General features: G+C 62.7%; 20 protein-coding genes and 2 tRNA genes. 12 read left to right on the forward strand and 10 right to left on the reverse strand.

Going from position 1 to position 20981, the window contains the following annotated elements:
• The first annotated feature begins 71 nt into the window (after window positions 1-71).
• Complete coding sequence (locus HNQ95_RS23180; protein ID WP_157097132.1) at window positions 72-248, forward strand: hypothetical protein; 177 nt, start codon at window positions 72-74, stop codon at window positions 246-248.
• Between the two features lie 788 nt (window positions 249-1036).
• Here the strand turns inward: HNQ95_RS23180 and HNQ95_RS23185 are convergent.
• On the reverse strand, window positions 1037-1243 hold the full coding sequence (locus HNQ95_RS23185; RefSeq protein ID WP_182575326.1) for a hypothetical protein: 207 nt from the start codon (window positions 1241-1243) through the stop codon (window positions 1037-1039).
• A 350-nt stretch (window positions 1244-1593) separates the two neighbouring features.
• Between HNQ95_RS23185 and HNQ95_RS23190 the strand changes: the two genes are divergently transcribed.
• The 3 genes from HNQ95_RS23190 (at window position 1594) to HNQ95_RS23200 (ending at window position 3218) form a co-directional block, all read left to right on the forward strand.
• Window positions 1594-2286, forward strand: a complete 693-nt coding sequence (locus HNQ95_RS23190) for an outer membrane protein (protein WP_154385152.1) — start codon at window positions 1594-1596, stop codon at window positions 2284-2286.
• Between the two features lie 328 nt (window positions 2287-2614).
• Window positions 2615-2836, forward strand: coding sequence for a hypothetical protein (locus tag HNQ95_RS23195; RefSeq protein ID WP_182575325.1), 222 nt, complete (start codon window positions 2615-2617; stop codon window positions 2834-2836).
• 238 nt (window positions 2837-3074) lie between these two features.
• Complete coding sequence (locus HNQ95_RS23200; protein WP_182575324.1) at window positions 3075-3218, forward strand: hypothetical protein; 144 nt, start codon at window positions 3075-3077, stop codon at window positions 3216-3218.
• Between the two features lie 392 nt (window positions 3219-3610).
• Here the strand turns inward: HNQ95_RS23200 and HNQ95_RS23205 are convergent.
• Window positions 3611-3687 (reverse strand) — tRNA-Arg (locus tag HNQ95_RS23205).
• Window positions 3688-3719: 32 nt separating this feature from the next.
• On the reverse strand, window positions 3720-4025 hold the full coding sequence (locus HNQ95_RS23210) for an ETC complex I subunit (protein ID WP_067963894.1): 306 nt from the start codon (window positions 4023-4025) through the stop codon (window positions 3720-3722).
• 159 nt (window positions 4026-4184) lie between these two features.
• Between HNQ95_RS23210 and HNQ95_RS23215 the strand changes: the two genes are divergently transcribed.
• Window positions 4185-4261, forward strand: a tRNA-Pro gene (locus tag HNQ95_RS23215).
• Window positions 4262-4665: 404 nt separating this feature from the next.
• On the opposite strand, the gene HNQ95_RS23220 is transcribed toward HNQ95_RS23215, so the two are convergent.
• The 4 genes from HNQ95_RS23220 to HNQ95_RS23235 form a co-directional block, all read right to left on the reverse strand.
• Window positions 4666-5331 carry a helix-turn-helix domain-containing protein gene (locus tag HNQ95_RS23220; protein WP_182575323.1) on the reverse strand — a complete coding sequence of 222 codons (666 nt, stop codon included), beginning with the start codon at window positions 5329-5331 and terminating at the stop codon, window positions 4666-4668.
• A gap of 612 nt (window positions 5332-5943) precedes the next feature.
• Window positions 5944-6594: an ANTAR domain-containing response regulator gene (locus tag HNQ95_RS23225; protein ID WP_083948635.1), complete on the reverse strand. Its 651-nt coding sequence runs from the start codon at window positions 6592-6594 to the stop codon at window positions 5944-5946.
• Window positions 6595-6728: 134 nt separating this feature from the next.
• Window positions 6729-7886, reverse strand: coding sequence for a transporter substrate-binding domain-containing protein (locus tag HNQ95_RS23230; protein ID WP_067963900.1), 1158 nt, complete (start codon window positions 7884-7886; stop codon window positions 6729-6731).
• A gap of 144 nt (window positions 7887-8030) precedes the next feature.
• A complete protein-coding gene (locus tag HNQ95_RS23235; protein WP_154385147.1) occupies window positions 8031-8291 on the reverse strand; it encodes a hypothetical protein in 261 nt (86 codons plus the stop codon).
• Between the two features lie 202 nt (window positions 8292-8493).
• Here HNQ95_RS23235 and HNQ95_RS23240 point away from each other — a divergent pair, with 202 nt between their 5' ends.
• From HNQ95_RS23240 to HNQ95_RS23255, 4 genes are all read left to right on the forward strand, one after another.
• The gene (locus HNQ95_RS23240) at window positions 8494-10554 is read left to right on the forward strand and encodes a hydantoinase/oxoprolinase family protein (protein ID WP_182575322.1); all 2061 of its coding nucleotides are present in this window, start codon (window positions 8494-8496) and stop codon (window positions 10552-10554) included.
• Between the two features lie 47 nt (window positions 10555-10601).
• Entirely contained in the window at window positions 10602-12611 is a 2010-nt protein-coding gene (locus HNQ95_RS23245) for a hydantoinase B/oxoprolinase family protein (protein WP_182575321.1), read from the forward strand.
• Between the two features lie 107 nt (window positions 12612-12718).
• Window positions 12719-14056: a purine-cytosine permease family protein gene (locus HNQ95_RS23250; protein WP_067963906.1), complete on the forward strand. Its 1338-nt coding sequence runs from the start codon at window positions 12719-12721 to the stop codon at window positions 14054-14056.
• 517 nt (window positions 14057-14573) lie between these two features.
• The gene (locus HNQ95_RS23255) at window positions 14574-14861 is read left to right on the forward strand and encodes a GIY-YIG nuclease family protein (RefSeq protein ID WP_067963896.1); all 288 of its coding nucleotides are present in this window, start codon (window positions 14574-14576) and stop codon (window positions 14859-14861) included.
• Window positions 14862-15235: 374 nt separating this feature from the next.
• Here the strand turns inward: HNQ95_RS23255 and HNQ95_RS23260 are convergent, their stop codons facing one another.
• Entirely contained in the window at window positions 15236-17002 is a 1767-nt protein-coding gene (locus HNQ95_RS23260) for an ATP-binding protein (RefSeq protein WP_182575320.1), read from the reverse strand.
• A 132-nt stretch (window positions 17003-17134) separates the two neighbouring features.
• Between HNQ95_RS23260 and HNQ95_RS23265 the strand changes: the two genes are divergently transcribed.
• The gene (locus HNQ95_RS23265) at window positions 17135-17794 is read left to right on the forward strand and encodes a response regulator (protein ID WP_182575319.1); all 660 of its coding nucleotides are present in this window, start codon (window positions 17135-17137) and stop codon (window positions 17792-17794) included.
• Window positions 17795-17995: 201 nt separating this feature from the next.
• Window positions 17996-18658 (forward strand): LysE family translocator, encoded by a 663-nt coding sequence (locus HNQ95_RS23270; protein WP_182575318.1) that lies wholly within the window; start codon window positions 17996-17998, stop codon window positions 18656-18658.
• Between the two features lie 299 nt (window positions 18659-18957).
• On the opposite strand, the gene HNQ95_RS23275 is transcribed toward HNQ95_RS23270, so the two are convergent.
• Window positions 18958-19101, reverse strand: coding sequence for a hypothetical protein (locus HNQ95_RS23275; RefSeq protein ID WP_182575317.1), 144 nt, complete (start codon window positions 19099-19101; stop codon window positions 18958-18960).
• A gap of 57 nt (window positions 19102-19158) precedes the next feature.
• Complete coding sequence (locus tag HNQ95_RS23280) at window positions 19159-19488, reverse strand: hypothetical protein (protein ID WP_182575316.1); 330 nt, start codon at window positions 19486-19488, stop codon at window positions 19159-19161.
• Window positions 19489-19921: 433 nt separating this feature from the next.
• On the opposite strand from HNQ95_RS23280, the gene HNQ95_RS23285 reads away from it, so the two are divergent.
• Window positions 19922-20974 (forward strand): hypothetical protein, encoded by a 1053-nt coding sequence (locus tag HNQ95_RS23285; RefSeq protein WP_182575315.1) that lies wholly within the window; start codon window positions 19922-19924, stop codon window positions 20972-20974.
• Window positions 20975-20981 lie beyond the last annotated feature (7 nt).

Below are 20981 nucleotides of genomic sequence, written 5' to 3' on the forward strand. Positions count from 1 at the left end.
CTGTGCACTGTAGAACGCTCTTCCGGCTGCGATGACGCGGCCGCGTCCGCTGCAACAGGAAGGAGAGCTAAGTGGCTTTGTCGGTCAGCGCGATTTTTATCCTGCTCGCGGTTGCCCTGTTGCCTGTGCTCGCAAACTTCCGAACGTCGTTGCCTGGCGGCGATGTCGCCGCGTTTGTCGTTTATCCGATCACCATCCTCGCATTGGCAGCCTTCGGAATAGCCGGCGCCATCGCTGCGCTCTTTTAGGCGCAATCGACCCGCCAAGGGCACTTGGCGCCAGAATGACCTATTGTCGGAACATTGACGGTTGCTGATATGCGCCACCGTCGACTGCGAGCGATTATCGGCAAGCTTCCGCCTCGAAACATGAGGGAGGATGCCTTGAAAAGCTCCACGGTGTCGGCCTTCGAATTCGACCTACCCTCAGCGCTCTCCATAAGATCGTAACAGGCGATCTGTCCAAGCGGCCGAGCCTGGCGCGACTTAAGCCATTGAATTAAGTGGCGATCCCGACAGGATTGCCAAATCCGCAAAATTCATTGTGGAATCAAGGACGTCCGCCCGAACTTCCAAATGAACTGGCCCACTGATTCAGTTACAGAATTGTTGTGCCGCCCTACCCGCTGATACGGTCAAGGAGATGGTGATGAGAGTGCTTGTTTGTGGTGGCCGCGGCTGGTGCGACATCCTCGCAATGATGACGGTCATGGATGAGCTGAATGATGCGCATGGCCCAAGCCGCCGGATCTTCTTCCCGACCATCTCCCTGGAACCGGAGAAAACGCGCTCGACCTTGAGGAACCCATGGCCGCCGGGGACACTCTCACACTTCATCCGACCGGAAAGAGAATCGACGTCAACGTCGCCGAACAGTTGGATCAGGTCCGTCGGGTAATAGACGTGAGCTCGCCTGCATAGCGCACCGAACCTCGACCAAATCGCGGGCATCGTTCAGCTTGGACAGCGGAAAGGGTGTGGTTCGGCTCGGCTGTGGCATGAGAACGAAATAGGAACAAACTCCTTTTGGAGTCAATTCACATCATGTCGGAACGAAGCTCCGCGGCCAGCTTTTCGAGGCCGTCGACTGACCCTTGATAGGACGCTGCATAGCGCGGAAACAGCTCCTGCTGGTTCCTGTAAAATGCGAGCCACTTCGGCAGGTCCGAGATTGGATAGGTGTTTGTCCAGTCACCATTCGCCATCGTGAAGGTGCCGGCTGCAGAATCATAAGTGACGTTCATGCCCCGCCCTAGCGCGCCGGTTGGCAGTTGAAAACCACCGCCCCAATTGACGCCGCACCCGCCGTGACATGACTGGCTTCAACGAAGCGTCCCGTGACGTCTACCCCGGCACGCTGGCGCCGACGGCAACCGAGCCTGGCGCCCGCTTCATTCCACCCTCCGGCAACGGGCGGGCGCGCCATTTTCTAATCCATTGCTGGCCGCATCCCTGCTTTGCCTCAGCGAGCCAAATGAGTTGCAGCATTGCAACTAGGGAGCGCCAAAGGTTAGGCCCCGAAGTAGATTGTGTTTGCTAAATTAGTTCCGCCACGTAATGCTTGAGGCAACTCTTAACTGGAGGGGGTACCTGGATGAAAAACTTCCTTGTCGCGACTACCTTTCTTTTGGCAATCGCCGGATCTGCTAACGCGGCAGATGTCGTGGTCGAAGAGCCTGCTCCTATCGTCCCAGCGGGCTTTGTCTGGACGGGTGGATATGTCGGTATTCAAGCCGGTTGGCAGTGGGGTAGAGACCACACCGAAGAGTTCTTCGGTGGCGTCGCCACTGGTTTCGATGAAGACCTCGACAGCGATGGCTTTATTGGGGGTGTCCACGCCGGTTACAACTGGCAGTCAGGACAGGTGGTCTACGGTATCGAGGGCGATTTCGAGTTCGCCGCTGTCGATGGCGGATACCGCCTCGACAACGGCAATGGCACTGACTTCGATATGAATTGGCAGGCGTCCATTCGTGGCCGACTTGGTTTCGTTCCGATGGAGCGTCTGTTGGTCTATGGCACTGTTGGCGCCGCTTTTGCCAACCTCGAATATACCTACGTCAGCGCCAACACGACGTTTGAATCGTTTGACGAGACGAAAGTCGGTTGGACGGCCGGCGCAGGCATTGAGTATGCCGTTACCGACAACATCACCACCCGCTTGGAATATCGGTATACCGACTTCGGAAGCGTTTCCAATTTGTCGGCGGTCGCTTTCCCAGGCTTTACCTATGATCACGACCCGCAGTTCCATGCTGTCCGTGTCGGTCTCTCATACAAGTTTTGAAGTTTGGACTGATCCATGCTCTTTGACCCCGGCTCAGCGCCGGGGTTTCTTTTTGTGCGGACCGCGGCATCGGCCTGACAGCAAAAAGACATCAAAGCCAACCGGTCGGAATGCCAAGATCTAATGCACGCCGGCACCGCACATTGGCTAGGTCGCCCTCATCCCTTGGGCTGTTGCCCGCAACCATGCCCACCCCACCACGCAATGCGGGCGGCCCGACTTGGCAACAACCAAGCGGGCCGCTTTCGCAATCCTTGCCCCTTGAAATCCGTCCTCGCCTGAACGTCCTCGCCTGAATACGATTTAGGCATAGCGGGAGGATCTGACCATGGGCGACGCTCAGTACCTCAATCACAAACTCGAATGTCCTTACTGCGGCACCATTCGCCTGCGCATTCCTGACGATGTGCAGCCGGATTCCCCGATCTCGTGTGAGGATTGTGGCCGACATCTTGGTATGTGGGATGAGTTGCAAACCGACTTTGAACGCCAGGGCGGTGCAGATGGTGTATTTCGTATCGATAAGGGCCGGATCAGACGCCTAGCGTGAGTTGCTTGGAGCGTGTCCACAGAGACAAAGGCCCGCCGCTTTGCCTCGGCAGGCCTTTGCCCTCAACGTGGTTGAAAGGGTTCACCACGTCACCCGCCTCGAACCGGGTTATCCTCACAATTCGATAGATCGGTTTCGGTTCCGCAGACTCGCCGAGACAAAAACCGCTGTCCGTTGGAACTTGCGGTGGGTGCCAACGTTCCAAAGCCGAACCTCTCTCTCACCCGGAGCAAATGCAATGGCCACGACCAAGGCAGGCGGCAAGGACTCGCTCTCGAAAAAGGGGACCGAAGCTTCCAAGCATCTTCAGACGGCGACACCGAAAAAGGAAACCGGGGGAAAAAAGGTCGATGAGGGAAAGCGGGCGAAGCCATCAAAATAGTAGGGCGACATCTGGCGAACCGCCATTCGCCCAGAGGAAATGAACCCGGCGACGATCGTGAGCAGCACGCAGCAGCGGCTATACGCCGACTAAGGCATCAAGACAGAACAGGATCTCGTCGATGCGGTTGAGCGGTGTCTCGCCAAAACGCGAAAGCCCCGCGACCTTACGGCGGCGGGGCATTGTGTCCTGCGGCGCTAGAGATCATTTCTTTGAGAATGGCCGGGTCGCCATCGATCTTGGCGCGAGCGTCGAAAACCGCACAGTCGAGCGATGCCGTCATTCTCCGCATGGAGAAGAACCCATGACGAACATTTTCGGCAAACGCTATGTAAACCGGCAGGAATCCTTGCCTTCTGGCGGTCTATGATAGGCTAACACATTGAAAATATTGGCGATCCCGACAGGATTCGAACCTGTGACCATCGGCTTAGAAGGCCGGTGCTCTATCCAGCTGAGCTACGGGACCGCTGGCCGGCGGGGCCGGCGTGATCGTGGACGTCAGTGCGTCCAGGGCGTCCTGCGGTCATAACGGAAATTGTCGGAGTAGGAAATCTGCCGGCGCTTGGCTTCCTTCGGCTCCTGCACGCGGAAGGCGATGCCTTCCTTCTCGGCGTAGGCGACAGCTTCTTCGCGGGTCTCGAAGGTCAGCCGGATCTGGCTCATCATGTCGCCGGAGCTGGTGTAGCCCATCAGCGGGTCGATCTTCTTCGGCTTCTCGGCGTCGAATTCGAGCACCCAGTGCCCGGTCTTGGCTTTGCCCGACTGCATGGCGGTCTTGGCAGGGCTGAAAATTCGCGCGGACATTAATTCCCTCATTCGTGAGTCCGCAGCGAGCGCGGACATCCAGATGCGCCCGTCATTTACTGCGCAATCGCCAATGCTGCAAGGCGAAAGCCGGTTTCCGCTTTTTTGCCCTTGCCATGTCGAGCGGAAGCCACTAGGCACGGCGTCGAAATGTGATTTCGGAGTGTAGCGCAGTCTGGTAGCGCATCTGGTTTGGGACCAGAGGGTCGGGAGTTCGAATCTCTCCACTCCGACCATTTTCTCCCCGCGACAGCTTTTCCCAGGACATCGATCTGTCCGCCCATGGCATCTGGCGTGCGCTGGCAACGGCCTTGCGCATCACGCCACGGCCATGCGCAGGCGAATCGCGCGCGATGGAACGGCCGACATCGGCCAGCGCTCAGCCCGTCCCTGCCTTCCGGCATGACGCGACCGAAAGGAAACGCACCGTCAACTCAGGCAATTGCTCGGGGCCGTGCGGTGCTGCGGGTGCAGAAAGAGCACTGGTTCTCAACCGCTTGAGCCCGGCGGCAAGGTCACGGCATGGCAACTGTGTTCAAGCGGTCCAGAAAGCTCTCCTGCTTCCGCCCCAGGTCCCTCATCCTCGCGCCTCAGCCATGCCCAGGCGAATCGTGGGCAATGGAATGCGCCCGGCCCTCGCTCAGCCCGTTCTGGCCGGCCGGCATGACGCGACCGAGACGTATCGGACCGGCAGCGTCAGCAGCTGATCGGGGCCGTGCGGGGCGGCTGCGTCGAAGAACAGGCTGTCATCAGGGGCCATGCGGTAAAGTTCCATGCCGTGGCGCCAGACCATCTCGCCTTCCAGCAGATAGATGAATGTCGTGCCGGCATGCTGGCGCAAGGCGGGGCGGTCGGCGTCATCGGTCAGGAAAACGAGACAGGGGTCGACCGACACACCTGCAGCATCGGGGACGACATAGCCGAGCGGGCGATGACCGGCGCGCGTGCCGCAGCGCTCGGTTGGCAAGCCGGCCTTCACGAACCTGGCGTCGCGCAGTTCCTCGGACGGTTTCAGCAAGACGCTCAGCGGCACGGCCAGGGCGCGCGACAGCTGGTGCAGCGTGGTCAGCGACGCCGAGATGATGCCGTTTTCGATCTTCGACATCATGCCGAGCGACAGGCCGGCGGCCCGTGCCAGCTCGATGATGGTCATGCCATGCCTTCGCCTGCAGGCCCTGACCTCGCGGCCGATCGCCATTTCGAGCCGGTTGCCGGCAGCGCCGCGCAGGGCGTGCGGGTCCTGGGTCAACGCCAAAGCCGCGTCGGCCATGTCGCCTCCGCCGAAGTCGAGGCCTGAAATAGTCATGCGCGCCACCTCCTGAAATGACCATGTCGCCGGCCTCGTCGGCCCCCTGTTGCCGGCATCTTTCGCCGGCATCCTTCACCGGCATCTGTCACCGGCATCTTTCGCCGGCGTCTGTCGCCCTATCGCAACGACCGCCGGTCGCGACGGCCGACCCGAAATCCGCCCCCTAATTCCGGCACCCGTTTGCACGCCGGCGCGACGTCAGTGGTCTGCGGACCTCCGCGACGGCCCAAGGCGGCCCGCCTGATTGCGTCCAGAACGCAAAAAGCTCCCGGCGGGGTGACCCGCGGGAGCTTTTTTGCTCTGCCATCGGCCCGCATCGGTGCGGGGGCGATAAGGTGAAGCGTCAGGGATTTAGGCGGTCATGTCAATGGGAATCCGGGGGGCATCCCGGGGTGGATCTCTGGGACTCGGGGCGGACACGTCGAGGGGGCTCCGGCGCGCCGGCACTGCATGCGTCACGGGCCACGCGGGCTCGGGCCGAATGGCGAAACGCCTCAAGCGCGGCGCGACGGCGGCGCGCCGGCATTCGATGCGCCACAGGCCCGGGCCGCCGGCATGTCAGGCCGACCGGGAGTGACCGAGGAGCGCATCGGCCCCTCTCCCGGATGCCTAGGCAACGGCCTCCTTCACCGGCAGCTTGAGCGCGTCGCTGGCATTGATGATGGCAAGCGCGATCGCCTCGATGGTGGTGCGCTTGTTCATCGCCTGCTCGCGCAAGGTCTCGTAGGCAACCTGCTCCGACACCTTGTTGGTGGCCATCAGGATTTCCTTGGCCTTGTCGATGTCGCGATGCGCCTTGAGCTTGGCGGAGAGCCGCTCGACGCGGATGCGCAGCCGCTCTTCGCGGCGGTGGTTGTTGACGCTCAGAAGGATGTTGGCGAGGATTCCAAAAGTCCTGAGCGGCAGGCCGATCACCGCCTGCGCCCTGAGCCGCAGCACCTTCTCGACGATGATCGGGTTCTCATAGTCGACGATGGCGATCAGCACCGCCGGCGGGTCGTCGGCGTTCCAGTTCCAGCTGATGCCGCCTTCGACGAGCGGGCGGATGAAGGCGAACACCACGTCGATATTGGCAGGAATTTCCGCCGGCGGCGGCCAGTTGGTCTGGACCTGGCAGCCGATGCGGTTGAGGTGCTGCCAAAGCTCCTCGCCCTCGCTGCTCTTGGGCTGCAGCAGAAGCACACGCAGCGAGCGTATGTCCTTGATCTGGATCGGCGCTGATCCGTCATGCGGCGCCACGTGGGGGCTACGTGATACCATTGGTCCTCATTACGGCAATGTCGTCGGCAACAACGCTTGCCCAGGGTGTCGTTTGCCCTGATGTCGGGCGGTTTCTTGTCCCCATGCCCCTCGGCACAGGGTCATCGCTGAAGTCCCTTGCCTCCCAGCACGGGTCATAAGGAATGCATGGCCAGGCGCTCCCCCCATTCCTCGGGATTGTAGCTGGCGAGATAGGGATCGGGGCGGATGGCCGTTGCCGATCTCGACAGGATCTCGAACTGGCCGTCCTCGCGCGCCCGTGCCACCCGCGGCCACACATAGGTATGCGCATTGTCGGGGTCGATGCGGATGCGCCCTTGCGGGGCGTCGAATTCCGAACCGAGGATGGCCGGCCTGAGCGTCTCGACATCGTCGGTGCCTGTCTTGCGCAGCGCATTGGCCACGACATGGACCTGGAAATAGGCCGCCTCCCAGCACATGTTGGTCACCGCATCGCTGCCGAACCTCTTCTTGTAGCGCTCGACGCAGCGTTCGTTCTCAAGCCCGCCGACCGACTGGAAATAGCTGGCCGAGGTGATGTGGCCGGCGCCGACGTCGATGCCCATCGCCTGGATGTCGGTTTCGCTGGTGGTCAGGCTGGCGATCGGCATCGCCCTGGCATCGAGGCCGGCTTCGGCGAAGGCCTGGTAGAAATGGACGATGCTTTCGCCGACGAAATTGCAGAAGATCACATCAGGCTGCTTGCGCTTGATGTCTGCTATCAGCGGCTTGTAGGCCGAGCGCCGGGCGTCGAGCTTGAGATAGCCGCGGCCCGCCACCTCGCCGCCATGCCTCAGCAGCATCTCGTTCATGATGCGGTCGGACTCGCGCGGCCAGATATAGTCGGAGCCGACCATGTAGAAGCGCTGGCCGACATGGTTGAGCAGATGCTCGCCGAGCTGGACGCTGTTCTGGTTGGGGGCGGCACCGCAATAGATGGCGTTGCGCGAATATTCGAAGCCCTCATATTGCGCGGGATAACAGAGCAGCCCGTTGCGGTGCTCGACCGCCTTCAGCACCGCCTTGCGCGTGCTCGACATGTAGCAGCCGAAGATGATCCGGACGCCGTCCTCGACAAGCAGGCGGTTGGCGAGGTGGTGATAGGCAACCGCATCGCAGCCCGGATCGTAATGGACGGCAACAAGCTCACGGCCGTCGATGCCGCCTGCTTCATTGACCTCGTCGATGGCAAACAGCGTCGCATTCAGCATGCTGCGTTCCATCACCGAAGTGACGCCGGTCTCAGAGAACAACACGCCGACCTTCATCGGCTCCTCGGTTCTTGTCGCCATCGATTGCCAACTCCGTCAGATTGTTCATCCGCGAACTCGACACAAAAAAAGCGCCCAGCGCGGGTTACCGCAGCAAGCGCCTTTGCTCGACTGATCGGGACATCGCTGTCCTTGCGTAAACTGTGCCTCAAGCGCCCTGCCCCGTCAACTCGCTTGCGCCTGGGCAAACGATATCAGGCAACTGCCCTGTTCCGGCAAAGCCTGTCCGACGCTCGCAGGCGAGCCGACAAACCGCCAGACACGTTGCTTTGCCTGATGTTGCGCCGATCGGACGAAATCCCGGTTGACAGAAATCGGGAAGTTGCGGATGATCATCGACATCAGGCCTGCGACGCTGCGGGCTGAGACCAGAGCAAAAAGGCTCCCGCGGTTCATCTCCGCCGGAGCCTTTTTGCGTTTTACCACCAGTGCGCTGCGCGCCCCGTCTCTTCGGCTGCGCAGACAGCAACGACGCTGACGATACCCATTGCCGCTTCGAGCGACTGACCTCGCTCGCACCCCGAATTCCCTGGGATTCCGCAAGGATTCCAGACGTGCGGAGCTGTGCCAAAACGGCCCCGCCCGGCGGAAGCACGACAACACCAATCAGCCTGAGGAGGAACTGGACGTGAACAAGGTAGAGACATTTGGCACTGCGGTGCGTGTGGCCTGCGATGTGGGCGGCACATTCACCGATGTGTGCATCCTGAACGAGGCTTCCGGCAAGATCCATGTCGCCAAGACGCCGACCACGCCGGACCCGATCGACGGCGTGCTCAAGGGCATCGAGGCGGGCGGCGTCGCGCTGCGCGACATCATCCTGTTCTCGCATGGCACGACGCTTGCCACCAATGCGCTGATCACCCGCCGCTTCCCGCCGGCCATCATGGTCACGACCAAGGGCTTTCGCGACGTCATCGAAATCCGCCGCGGCACGCGTGACGATCTCTGGGACACCTACAAGGAAATGGCCCCGCCCTATCTGCCGCGCCGCGACCGCCTGGTGGTGACGGAGCGCATCGACTATTCGGGCAAGGTCATCGAAGGCGTCAATGAAGCCGAGGCGCGCGAGCTCGCCCGCGTCATCAAAAAACGCAACGTCAACAACGTCGCCATCTGCTTCGTCAATTCCTTCGTCAATCCCGCAAACGAGCAGCGCATGCGCGACATCCTGCTCGAGGAACTGCCCGGCGTGTCGATCTCGCTGTCGAGCGACATCATGCCCGAGATCTTCGAGCATGAACGCTTCAACACCACGGTCGCCAACACCGTGCTCGGACCGGTCGCCGGCCAGTATGGCGCCGAGCTCGAAAGCCGCATGCAGGACGGCGGTTATGCCGGCGACGTGCTTTTGCTGCATTCCGGCGGCGGCGTCATGACCGCCAAGGGCGCCACCAAATTTGCCGCGCGTCTGGCGGCATCGGGCATCGCTGCGGGTGCCATTGCCAGCCGCTTCATCTCCGAGCTTGCCGGCTACAAGAACTCGATCAGCCTCGACATGGGCGGCACCAGCACCGACATCAGCCTGTGCTCCGACGGCCATCTCCACGTCACCAATGACTGGCATGTCGAATATGGCTATCCGATCCGCTTCCCCAGCATCGAGGTGCTGACCATCGGCGCCGGCGGCGGCTCGCTGGCCTGGCGCGACGCGGCCGGCGCGCTTCGCAACGGACCACAATCGGCCGGCTCGACGCCGGGACCGGTGTGCTACAACCAGGGCGGCACCGAGCCGACCAACTGCGACGCCAATGTCTATCTCGGCCGCCTCGGCACCAAGCTCGCCGGCGGCAGGGTCGAACTCGACGTCAAGCTGGCCGAAAGCGCCATCAACCGCGTCATCGCCGAACCGTTCGGCATGGATGCGGAACAGGCGGCACTGTCGATCCTGAAGGTCGCCAACGCCAACATGGCGGATGCGGTGCGGCTGGTGTCGCTGCGCAAGGGCTACGATCCGCGCGACTTCGCATTGGTCGCCTTCGGCGGCGCCGGTGCCCTGCATGGCGTGGCACTCGCCCGCGACCTCTACATCCCCGTCGTTTTGATCCCGCCAAATCCCGGCGTCACCTCGGCCATGGGCTGCCTGCTCGTCGACATCACCCACGACATCACCCAGATGTACACCGACACGGTCAGCGACATCGACATGGCCGAGCTCAACAGCGCCTTCCGCCTGCTCGAAGAAGACGGCCACGACCGCCTGCTGAGCGAGGATATCTCGCCCGAGCAGATGCTGTTCCAGCGCTACATCGACATGCGTTATCTCGGCCAGTGGCGCTCGATGTCGATCCCGGTCAGCGCCGACATCGAAAATCTCGACGAGGCGGTCCGCCAGTTCCACGAGGAGCATGGCCGCGAGCACAATTATTCGCGGCCCGATGCCCCTGTCGAAGTGTGCCGCATCCAGGTCAAGGCCACCGGCCTCAACCGCAAGGCGGAGCTTGCCCGGCACGAACTGCGCACAGCACCCTTGCCCGCCCCCGTCGGCGAACGCCTGGTCCGCTTCGACGAAGCGCCGGAGCGCATCAAGACCCCGGTCTATGACCGCTCGACCCTGCATGCGGGCGCCGTCGTCGCCGGCCCCGCCATCATCGACCAGCTCGACTCGACCATCGTCGTGCCGCCCGGGATCAAGGCCGAGGTCGACGAGTACCTGATCATCAGGATGCACGTCCCGCAGCAGTCCTGAACGACCGAGCTTTAGCCCTCACGCAAATTCTGAATTGGAGATTGGAAATGGCACCTAGAAAAGATCGCCGCACGCTCGATCCGGTTACCTTCGAGGTCCTGAAGAACGCCTATGTCAACATCGTCGACCAGATGGCGGAGCAGATCCTGCGCACCTGCTACTCCTTCGTCATCTACTCCCGCGACTTCTCCTCGGCGCTGTGCGATCCGACCGGCGACACCATCATGCAAGGCAGCGGCGACATCGCCGCTCACGTCGGCACGCTGCACCTGACCGCCAAGGCGGTGATCAAGAAGTTCGGCCATGACGTGCACCCGGGCGACGTCTTCGTCATCAACGACGTCTACCAGGGCGGCACCCACTTCAACGACACCCGCCTGTTTGCGCCGATGTTCTACAAGGGCGAGCTGCTCGGCTTCGCCCAGGCCAACGGCCACTGGGCCGATGTCGGCGGCGCCGTGCCCGGCTCGTTCAACGTCAACGCGCTCGACCACATGGCCGAGGGCCTGCGCATCACCCCGGTCCGGGTCTACAGCAAGGGCGTCTATCTCTCCGACGTCGCCGAGCTGATCGCCCACAATACGCGTGCGCCCAGCGACATCATCGGCGACCTCCAGGCCCAGGCCGAAGCCTGCCGCCTGGCCGAGCGCGAGATCCAGCGCCTGTGCGACAAATATGGCGTCGAGACGATCAAGAAGTCGTTCAACGAGGTCCAGGACTATGTCGAGGACATGACGCGCCAGCGCATCTCCGAGCTGCCCGACGGCACCTGGGAGACCATCGACTATATCGACGTCGATCCCGACGAGGGCGAAGGGCTGGTGCCGATCAAGGTCAAGATGACCATCGACGGCGACCGCGTCCATTACGACCTGACCGGCTCCCACCCCAAGACGGTCGGCTCGTTCCTCAACTGCTGCTATGGCGGCGCCTTCGCCGCCGTCGTCGCCGGCACCAAGATGCAGTCGCCCGACATTCCGATGAACTCCGGCTTCTACCGGGTGGTGACGGTCGATGCCGGACCGCTCGGCTCGGTGGTCAATGCCGAATGGCCGACCCCGGTCGCCGGCTTCGCCTCCGGTCCCTTCGAAAAGATCATGAACGCGGTGTTCGAGCTCTGGGCGGAGGTCTTGCCGGAACGCGCCATGGCCTGCACCTTCAACCTCGACTATCTCCTGATCGGCGGCCGCGACACGCGTCACGAAGGCAAGCCCTACTTCATGTGGTACGACTGGATGGTCGGCGGCTGGGGCGCGCGCAACGGCCGTGACGGCTGGGCGGCAACCGGCCCGGTGTTCGGCGTCCAGCTCGGCACCCAGCCCTTCGAAGGCCAGGAGCGGCTGTCGCCCGTTCTCACCACCTGCCACGAGCTGATGGTCGATTCCGGCGGCCCCGGCGAATTCCGCGGCGGCCTCGGCGTCCAGAAGGGCGGCACGCTCTACGCCTGCGAACGCACCGTGGTGTCTTATTGCTGCGACCGCGAGCGCTCGATCACCTGGGGCCTGTGGGGCGGCTTGCCGTCGATCCCGCACGGCGTCTGGGTCAATCCCGGCCAGGACAAGGAGCGTTATCTCGGCTCGCTGTTTTCAGGCGTGCCTTTGCAGCAGGGCGACACCGTGCAGCGGCCCTCGGCCGGCGGCGGCGGCCTCGGCGATCCGCTCAAGCGCGATATCCAGAGCGTGCTCAGCGACGTGGTCGAAGGTTATGTCTCGGTCGAGCGGGCGAAGAAGGACTATGGCGTCGTCGTCCATGTCGTCGATCTCGATCTCGACCAATACAGGATCGACGAGAACGCCACGCTGGCCGAACGGGCGCGCATCGCCAGCCACCGCAAGGACTGGCTCAACGAGGACGCCGAGAAGATCGCCGCCCTTTATCGCGACAAGAAGCTCAACATGCTCGACCTGATCCGGCAATACGGCGTCATCGTCGACTGGGGCTCGGGCGAGCTTCTTGCCAAGACCACCGCCGAGTTCCGCGAGATGCTGAAGCGGCGGACGGTTCCCTACTGGACGGCATCGGGCCAGGCCGCCAACGCGACCCTGAAGGTCGCCTGATCAAGGGAAGGCAGCAGGCTCCAGCAGGCTTGCTGCCTTCTTCGCCAACGGGGTTCGCATATCAAGAATCAAGAATCTGCCAAAAAACAAAAATTCGGAGATGAACCATGTCTGGAAGTCTCGATGTCGCAGGGGAACTCGACTATTCGCAACGGCCCGTCCCACCCAAAGGCCGCATGCCCAAGCTCAATCTGACGATGGCCTTCTGGGCGATCTGCAGCGCCATGTTCTTTCTCATCATCTCGGCGACGCTCGCCGAGATCTATGGCACCGCCAATACGATTATCGGCCTGATACTGACTGTTATCTCCTACTCGGCGATCAATGCGGTCATCACCCGCTACGCGATCAGGAGCGGCCTGTCGGTGTCGCTATTTTCAAGGCTCTTGTTCGGCCGCTACGGCTCGGCGATTGCCACCTTCATCTATGCGGTGTCGAGCATCTATTACGCCGTGTTCGAAGGCTCGGTCATCGCCACGGCGGCGACCTACTATTTCGAAGGCCTGACCTTCGCGGTCGCAGCGCTTATCGTCTGCATCTACAGCGTGCCGCTGATCCTCGGCAGCGTCCAGCACTGGCTCGACAAGTTCAACGGCTATCTTTTGCCGCTCTATCTTGTCGGCCTGATGGGCACGGTGATCTATGCCATCTCGCATTACGGCTATTCCAACGCCTGGCTGACCATGACGCCTGATGGCGGCGCCCCGCCCTATGGCTGGATCAACGTCTTCATCGCCTTCATGGGCGTCTGGTGGATGATGATGTGCACCTTCGACTTCGCCCGCTTCGGCAAGAAGGAGGACGAGACCTACCACGCCGTGTTCAATTTCGGCCTGCCCTTCTACACGCTGACCTATTTCGTCAACGGCCTGGTCGGCATCTTCCTGGTGCAGACGATCCCGCTCGAGGGCGCAACCTCGGAAGTGTCGGTCGTCAAGGCGCTGATCGTGATGATGGGCGCGCTCGGCCTGCTGTTCGTCTGGATCAGCCAGACGCGCATCAACACCACCAACTTCTACCTGTCGACAGTCAACATGCAGGCGTTCTTCCGGCTGGTGTTCAAGCTGGAGATGCCGAAATATGTCTGGGCGATCATTGTCGGCGTCATCGTCTATGTCGTGATGCTGGCCGACATCTTCCAGTATCTGCTCGTCGCACTCGCCTATCAGGGCATCTTCGTCGTCGCCTGGGTCGGCGTGGCGCTGGCCTATATCATGTGCGGACAGCATGACGGCAGCGGCGAGGAAAGCGCCCGTCCCGACGACGATTTCCCGGCCTATTACGCGCCCGGAATGGTCGCCTGGTTCGGTGCGGTGGCCATCGGCATCATCCTGCTCGCCATCCCCAACCTCGAACTGCTGTCGGCGCCGGCAACCGTCACCAGCAGCTTCCTGTTGTTCTGGGCGCTGTCGTCGCGCATCAGAACCGTCGCCATCGCCTCCTGAGGCCAACCGGGCGCCGTTGCGGTCTCGACCATCGAGACCCGACGGCGCCCGGATTGTTTTTTGACCTTGCCTTGCCCCGCCGCAGGACGGCGTGGACGCCGCTGGCTTGGGTGGTCTTGGCCTGCCGAGCGGCCTCTCCAATTCGTCATCCTAGGGCTTGACCCTAGGATCCATGCCGTGAGGTCCAGGAATGTGGGACGGGTGCAGGAGAGGCTTCTGGACCGCTTGAGCCCGGCCGCGAGGTCACGGCATGGATCCTAGGGTCGCCGCGACGGAGCTTCGCTCCTGCTTCGCCCTAGGATGACGAAGGGCGGGGGCGTCGTCGCGGGCTTAGGTGGTGAGCCGGTTGCCGCGAGCGGCCTCTCCGCTTCGTCATCCTAGGGCGAAGCAGGAGCGCAGCGACGCGGCGACCCTGGGATGACGAAGGGGTGGGCCGTCGCCAGGTGGGGTTCAACTGCGGGGCGTGCGCCCATGTGGCAGGCCTTGCGCGCAACCCTGCCGCGAATAATCTCTCGCGATGACCGGATATGTCTACATGACCGCCAGCCAGAAGGGCGGCACGATCTATATCGGCGTGACGAACGATCTCGCGCGCCGTCTGCCGGAACACAAGGCAAGCGAGGGCTCTCGTTTCACCGCGCGTTACGGCGTACATCGCCTCGTCTGGTACGAGGAGCACTTCGACATCCGCGACGCCATCCAGCGCGAGAAATCGCTCAAACGCTGGCCACGCCAGTGGAAGGTCGAGCTGATCGAGAAGACCAATCCCGAATGGCACGAGCTGTTTCGTGGGCTTGGGTGGTGATGTCGGGAGCCCACCATTTCGTCATCCCAGGGCGAAGCAGGAGCGCAGCTCCGTCGCGGAGACCCTGGGATCCATGCCGTGAAATTGCCGCCGGGCTCAAGCGGGGCAGGACGCGCATTCCTTCTTCCACCCACCACCCTCACCGCATGGCAACTGTGTTCAAGCGAGCGGACAAGTGCTCTTTCTTCTGCCCACCCCACATTCCTCACCTTCACGGCATGGCCCCGGGTCTACGCCATGCGCTACGCTTCCTGCGCCGCCCTAGGATGACGAATGCGCAAAGCGTTGCCGGTCTCTCCAACGCCTGTCTCGAGCCAACAGGAACGTCGCCTCTGGATTGACGAAGCGGAGAGCCCACGCTCCGCCAGCCAGGCTCATTCCCCCGCCGTCACCGCCCCGCCGTCGGCCCACGCCGCCTGGATCGCCTGGCTGAGCTCGGCCTCCGAGATCGGCTTGTGCAGGATGCGGCTGCCGCCGGCGCTCACCTCCTTCAGCCGTGACGGCGAGGTGTCGCCGGTGATGATGATCGAAGGCACGCTGCGGCCGAGATAGGCACTGAGCATGCGGATCGCTTCGAGCCCGGTGGCGCCATGGGCCAGCCGGTAGTCCGAGATGATCAGGTCGACCGATGCCGCGCCGCGCAGGGCGGCGGCCGCATGCACCGCCTGGGCCTCCGCCGCCGAGCGTCCGGCATAGACGCTGTGGCCCTCGATGGTCAAAAGCTGCTCCATCGCCTCGAGGATGTCGCTCTCGTCCTCGACGACGATGATGCCGCCGGTCAGGGCTTCAGTCCGCGTCTCGCGCTGCGGCACCGGCGCCTTCGCAGCGCGGACTTCCGGCACGGTGATCGAAAACATCGAACCGCGCCCCGGTCTGGATACCAGCCTCAGCGGGTGCTTCAGCAGGCCGGCGGTGCGGCGGACGATGGCGAGGCCGAGGCCGAGCCCTTGCGTGCGATCGCGCGCCGGGTTCTGCAATTGCACGAATTCCTCGAAGATCATTGCCTGCTGGTCGTCTGGAATGCCGGGCCCCGTATCCCAGACCTGGATCTCGACGAACCCGGCGCGCTTGCGGCAGCCGAGCACGACGCCACCCTGCCTGGTGTAGCGGAAGGCGTTGGTGACCAGGTTGGTCAGCACCCGCTTCAGCATCATCGGGTCGCTTTCGACCAGCAGATGGCTGTCGACCACCCGCCATGTCAGGCCACGCTCCTTGGCCTCGGTGGCGAACTCCTCGCGGAAATCGCGGAACAGTTCGCGCAGGCACACGGTTTCGCGGGCAACCGTGACGATGCCGGCATCGAGCTTGGAGATGTCGAGAAGCGCGTTCAGCAGGCCGCTGAGATTGCCGATGATCGACTTGGCCCGGCCGGCGAGGCCGCGCGCCTGCTCGGCCGGCACGTTGCCGCGTTTGGCCAGCACGGCAATCGTCGACACCAAAAGGCTGAGCGCATGGATCGGCTGGCGCAGGTCGTGGCTCGCCGCGGCGAGGAAGCGGGTCTTGGCGCGGTCGGCGGTTTGCGCCCGGTCGCGCTCCTCCTGCAGATGCTCGACGAGCCGTTCATTTTCCAGGCGCAGGCTGATGGTCTCGCGCAACATGCGGTAGGTGATGCGGCAATAGTAGAAATTGATCACCACGAGCGAGACGAGCAGGAACAGAAAGCCCGCCGAAATCGCGCTGCCGCTGGTGATGACGCGGGCGGCGACCGGCAGCACCGTCGCCAGGATCGAGCCGATCAGCGCCGGCGGAAAGGCCGAAAGCGACGGCACCGTGCCGCAGACCAGCCCGGTCAGCACCACCACGGTGAAGGACAGAAGAAGCGGCGCTTCCGGCAGGAAGCCGACCCAGCCGAACATGCCCCACAACAGGCCCGAGACCCAGGAGAAGGCGGCCGCCAGCCAGGCCCAGCGCATGATCGTCCTGATATCGCGCGGCCGGCTGAAGAAGCGGCGGGAGGCAAGGACGCGCAGCGCCGTCAGCGCATAGAGCGTGCCGAGCCATCCCGCCAGCCATGGCGTGGAAATGCCGCTGCGCAAGACGTAGACGGCGGCGAGCGAAATGACGATGTTGGAAATGACCACGCCATATGAATTGCGATAGAGCAGCTCGACCAGAGCCTGGCGTATCTTGTCTTCCTGCATCCGATTCCCCCGAAGTACCGGATGAAGATCGCATAAGCTTTCCTCATCAGGGACTGTTGATCTACCGACAATTTATTTCCCATAAGTTGGCGTTATGCCGATTCGCATCGCTTCATCATGAATGGTGACCACATGAACCGCCCTCTCACCTTCATCCTCGCCGACGACCACGCGCTGGTGCGCGAAGGGCTGAAGATGCTGATCTCGACGATGGACAACATGTCGGTGGTGGCGGAAGCCGCGGATGGCGAGGCCTTGCTGGAACAGGTCACAAAGACCCGCGCCGACCTGCTGCTGCTCGACCTCGGCATGCCCGGCGTTGCCGGCATCCAGTTCATCTCCGACATCAGGGAACTCGTGCCCAGGCTGAAGATCATCGTGCTGACCGCCAATATCGAGCCGCGCACGGTGCGCGCCGCAGTCGAGGCCGGCGCCAGCGGCTACCTGACCAAGGACGGCGACCCCGAGGAACTCGGCGAGGCGATCGAGGCAATCAGGAAAGGCGGCACCTACCTTGCCCGCACAGTGCGTTTCGCCGTCGGCGAGGCGTCCGGCAGCGGCAGGCAGCACGCGGTGCCCGACATCCTGTCGCCGGTGCCGCTGACCCGGCGCGAGCGCGAAATCCTCGCACTGGTGGCGCAGGGGCTGACGGCGCGCGAAATCGCCGAACGGCTCGGCATCAGCCCGCTGACGGTGCGCAAGCACCGCGAAAACCTGATGGGCAAGCTCAATCTCCACAGTGCCGCCGAACTGACCGCCTATGCGGTTCGCCTGGGTTTGCCCACAGCCTGAAGGCTGCCGCGCAGCGCCCTGCCGGCGCCCGGCATCACGTCAATATCTCTTTAACCATCAACTATTTAGCCGAGGCGACGGGCAGTCGATATACGCCACATGCCGTATGTTTTCGCCTGATGGCCCAGCCTATTCCTCCCTTCCACAGCGTCATGTGGCGATCGCGTCATGTGGCGATCGGATCATTGGGGAGGAGCCTGCATGTCGTCGCTGGAACTGTTGTTGCCGTTTGCCCTGGCGACCCTCGCCTTTGCCTGCATGCCGGGACCGGCAATCCTCTACATGACGGCACAGACGGTGGCGCTCGGCCGCCGGGCCGGACTGATGGCGGCCTTTGGCGTCCATATCGGCTGCTACGTCCACATCTTCGCCGCGGCCATCGGCCTGGCCTCGCTGATCGAGCAGGCGCCGATGCTTTTCGAGGCGATCAGGCTTGCCGGTGCCGCCTATCTCGTCTGGCTCGGCCTCTCGATGTTCATGGGCTGGGACAAGTCGCCTGGCGACGCCGCCAGCCCCGCCTCGTCCAGCCCCGCGTCACAAAGCCTGGCCTCGCCCAGTCTCGCGTCACAAAGCCTGCGCGACAGCATCATCGTCGAGATCCTCAATCCCAAGACCGCCTTGTTCTTCCTGACCTTCCTGCCGCAATTCGTCGATCCGGCAGCCGCCTTGCCGGTGTGGCTGCAGTTCCTGCTGCTCGGCATGTTCGTCAACCTGGTGTTCTCGGCAGCCGACGTCGCTGCCGTCGGCATCGCCTCGGTCACCCTCGCCCGCGTCGCATCGGGCAATACCGGCTGGATCGTGCCCAAGGCCTGCGGCTCGATCCTTGTCGGGCTCGGCCTGGCGCTGGTCGGCCACCAGATCTGACGGGCTGCCTGATCAAGCGTCACGCCGATACATGGATTCGCCCGGATCCATGCCGCGACATTGCGGCAGTGCGAAGACGGTTCAGAACCCTGCACGTTCTTCCACCCGCCTCACACGGTGAAAGAGGCGATTCGGGAAAATTGGATGCGTTGTCGCGAGACATCTCGGCGGGAAAGGCATCCGATGAATGCGGCTTTGAGAGTGTTTCGACTATCCCGCCATCGTTCACTGAGGAGGACACGGCCGACCCGGCACAGAGCGCTGCGTTCGAGCTCGGCAATACTTGCGGCAATGACCGACTACGCCAATCCAAACATCAGTGCCAGTTCTCTGACGGCTCGCCGGGTGAACTGGGGAAAGGAGAAAATCACCAGAACCACCGGCCCGATGAACAGCATCGTGACGAGCAGCAGGATGAGGAAGCGATCGTAGATCTTCTGCAAGTTGAACCCTCTTCAACGGTTTCCGACACTCCAAAACGCCGGACCATTTGCCAGCGATCATACGATCCGGCTTGCCCAGACGCCACCGATCGCCATTCCCAGACAGCAAAGGATCATGATCGCGGCCGTCGACCGCAACGGCACGGCCAGCAGGCGGCCGGCGGCGAGCGCGGCAATGGCACCAACCACGATGCCGACAGCAAGGTCATCCCACAGCGCGCCGGGGATGAAGCCCAGTTGCCAGGGCGCCAGAGAACTCGCCCCCATGAACAGGATCGACAGCACGATGGCTTGCGGCCATGGCACGGCGCGCCATGCCGCCGCCGCGATGGCGCCCAGGCCTCCGCCCAGATGAATGCACAGAAAGCCGAAGTCCAGATCGCTCATCGCCCCTCCTCGCTGCTCGTCCACATGATCGAGCGCGGTTTGTGCGGAGGCAATCACCCGAACGGGTGAAAGACGTGGTGGGATGTAGCATATACATTGGTGCGACGATGGTTTGGTGGGCCGGGCACATGCAGATGACAGGGGAGAAGTGACCGCGATGGGAAGCAGGTTCTCCGGCAGGGTCCTCGGTACGGTCATTTTCTTGGCGGCCACCGGTCCTTCCGCTGCTGACTGGCTTCAGCCTCGCAGCATTGCTGACTGCAACATGCACAGTCCTGCATATCCGTTCCAATCCAGGCTGGAGGGGCTGAGGCAACAAGCGGATCAGTGCTCTGAGGCAAGCAAGCAACCCCAATGGATTGTCGCGTGCGAACATATGGGGCCGAAAGTCTGTCGGCCTGTGTATCAGCAGACCTGTACCCTTCGGGACGAAATGGAACAGCTTCGTGAGCAATGCATCAATATATATGAATCCTGGCGCATGACAGAGGCGGCGGAGAAGAAGCGACGCGAAGCGCAGGATCGCGCCGAAAAGGAGGCGGGGAACGCCGTCACCTTCGGGCGACAAGTTCCGCAGGGCGTCTCCAGCGGCGTCAGGGCGGCAATGGGCGTCCCCGGCGGCGCCTGGCCGCTCTCGGAAGCGCTGACGCGGGGCGGCACGGCTGGCGTTAACGGCATCCAGCAGCGGGCGCTGAACCAGCTCATGGCCGGGATGGGCGGCGTAAGCATCGACCAGCCCGATGGGAAAGGTCGCCACAGCGCCACTTATCCCCGCCGGTCGCAGTCGCAGCTCGACCGCGCGCTTTCCGTCCTCGACGAACCGCAGCGCGTCGAGGCGATGGGCAACGACCTCCCATTCGGCGGGCACAGCGTGGTTGCCGGCGCCTATGCGAACATCGTAACCCAGCTCGTCGAGGCGCAGGCCGAGGGCCACATCGACACGCCGCTCGCCGCCATCGGCATCGCGGTGGCGACGTGGGTGGCGTGGGAGGCTGGGCAGGCCGAGATTGAGATGAAGAAGGAAGAGCGAAAGAAGTTTGGCGATGCCATCGCTGCGCTCTTGCCTCAACAACAGTCGGCAGCAATGGAAGTGAAAAAGTCACTGGATAGGCAACGGCAGGAAGCAGATAGACAGCGTTTCGACCCGACAAATCCTCCGGCTATCGATGAAGGCGGGCCAACGGCTGCAGACCTCGAACAGGCGGCAGCAGCGCGACGAGACGGCAAATTCAGCGCGGAGGTTCTTGAGACGAATCCGAACAAGCCCAACCGATCAACTACTCGGCCGTGCGATATTACCGATAAGCAGGGTAACATATGGTGCGATGGAAAGATCATCGGTCGAGCCAGATCAAATCCTGCTGCTCCCAAGAAGCAGGTCGATGATGGAGGAAGTAGCTCCGACTATGACAACGCGTTGGCGCAATGTCGCCGCGATCAACCGAGAGCTCGGAGCCAAGGGCGTCTTGTCGCTTCCTGCGAATAGCTAGGGC

It is taken from the genome of Aminobacter ciceronei (genome assembly GCF_014138625.1).
GTDB classification, from domain to species: Bacteria; Pseudomonadota; Alphaproteobacteria; order Rhizobiales; family Rhizobiaceae; genus Aminobacter; species Aminobacter ciceronei.

Coding starts and splice junctions, on each gene's coding strand:
- HNQ95_RS23265 (WP_182575319.1), top strand. CDS start 17,135: ATGAACCGCCCTCTCACCTTCATCCTCGCCGACGACCACGCGCTGGTG.
- HNQ95_RS23220 (WP_182575323.1), bottom strand. CDS start 5,331: ATGACTATTTCAGGCCTCGACTTCGGCGGAGGCGACATGGCCGACGCG.
- HNQ95_RS23200 (WP_182575324.1), top strand. CDS start 3,075: ATGGCCACGACCAAGGCAGGCGGCAAGGACTCGCTCTCGAAAAAGGGG.
- HNQ95_RS23210 (WP_067963894.1), bottom strand. CDS start 4,025: ATGTCCGCGCGAATTTTCAGCCCTGCCAAGACCGCCATGCAGTCGGGC.
- HNQ95_RS23230 (WP_067963900.1), bottom strand. CDS start 7,886: ATGGCGACAAGAACCGAGGAGCCGATGAAGGTCGGCGTGTTGTTCTCT.
- HNQ95_RS23190 (WP_154385152.1), top strand. CDS start 1,594: ATGAAAAACTTCCTTGTCGCGACTACCTTTCTTTTGGCAATCGCCGGA.
- HNQ95_RS23280 (WP_182575316.1), bottom strand. CDS start 19,488: ATGAGCGATCTGGACTTCGGCTTTCTGTGCATTCATCTGGGCGGAGGC.
- HNQ95_RS23285 (WP_182575315.1), top strand. CDS start 19,922: ATGGAACAGCTTCGTGAGCAATGCATCAATATATATGAATCCTGGCGC.
- HNQ95_RS23270 (WP_182575318.1), top strand. CDS start 17,996: ATGTCGTCGCTGGAACTGTTGTTGCCGTTTGCCCTGGCGACCCTCGCC.
- HNQ95_RS23195 (WP_182575325.1), top strand. CDS start 2,615: ATGGGCGACGCTCAGTACCTCAATCACAAACTCGAATGTCCTTACTGC.
- HNQ95_RS23250 (WP_067963906.1), top strand. CDS start 12,719: ATGTCTGGAAGTCTCGATGTCGCAGGGGAACTCGACTATTCGCAACGG.
- HNQ95_RS23225 (WP_083948635.1), bottom strand. CDS start 6,594: ATGGTATCACGTAGCCCCCACGTGGCGCCGCATGACGGATCAGCGCCG.
- HNQ95_RS23245 (WP_182575321.1), top strand. CDS start 10,602: ATGGCACCTAGAAAAGATCGCCGCACGCTCGATCCGGTTACCTTCGAG.
- HNQ95_RS23260 (WP_182575320.1), bottom strand. CDS start 17,002: ATGCAGGAAGACAAGATACGCCAGGCTCTGGTCGAGCTGCTCTATCGC.
- HNQ95_RS23185 (WP_182575326.1), bottom strand. CDS start 1,243: ATGAACGTCACTTATGATTCTGCAGCCGGCACCTTCACGATGGCGAAT.
- HNQ95_RS23255 (WP_067963896.1), top strand. CDS start 14,574: ATGACCGGATATGTCTACATGACCGCCAGCCAGAAGGGCGGCACGATC.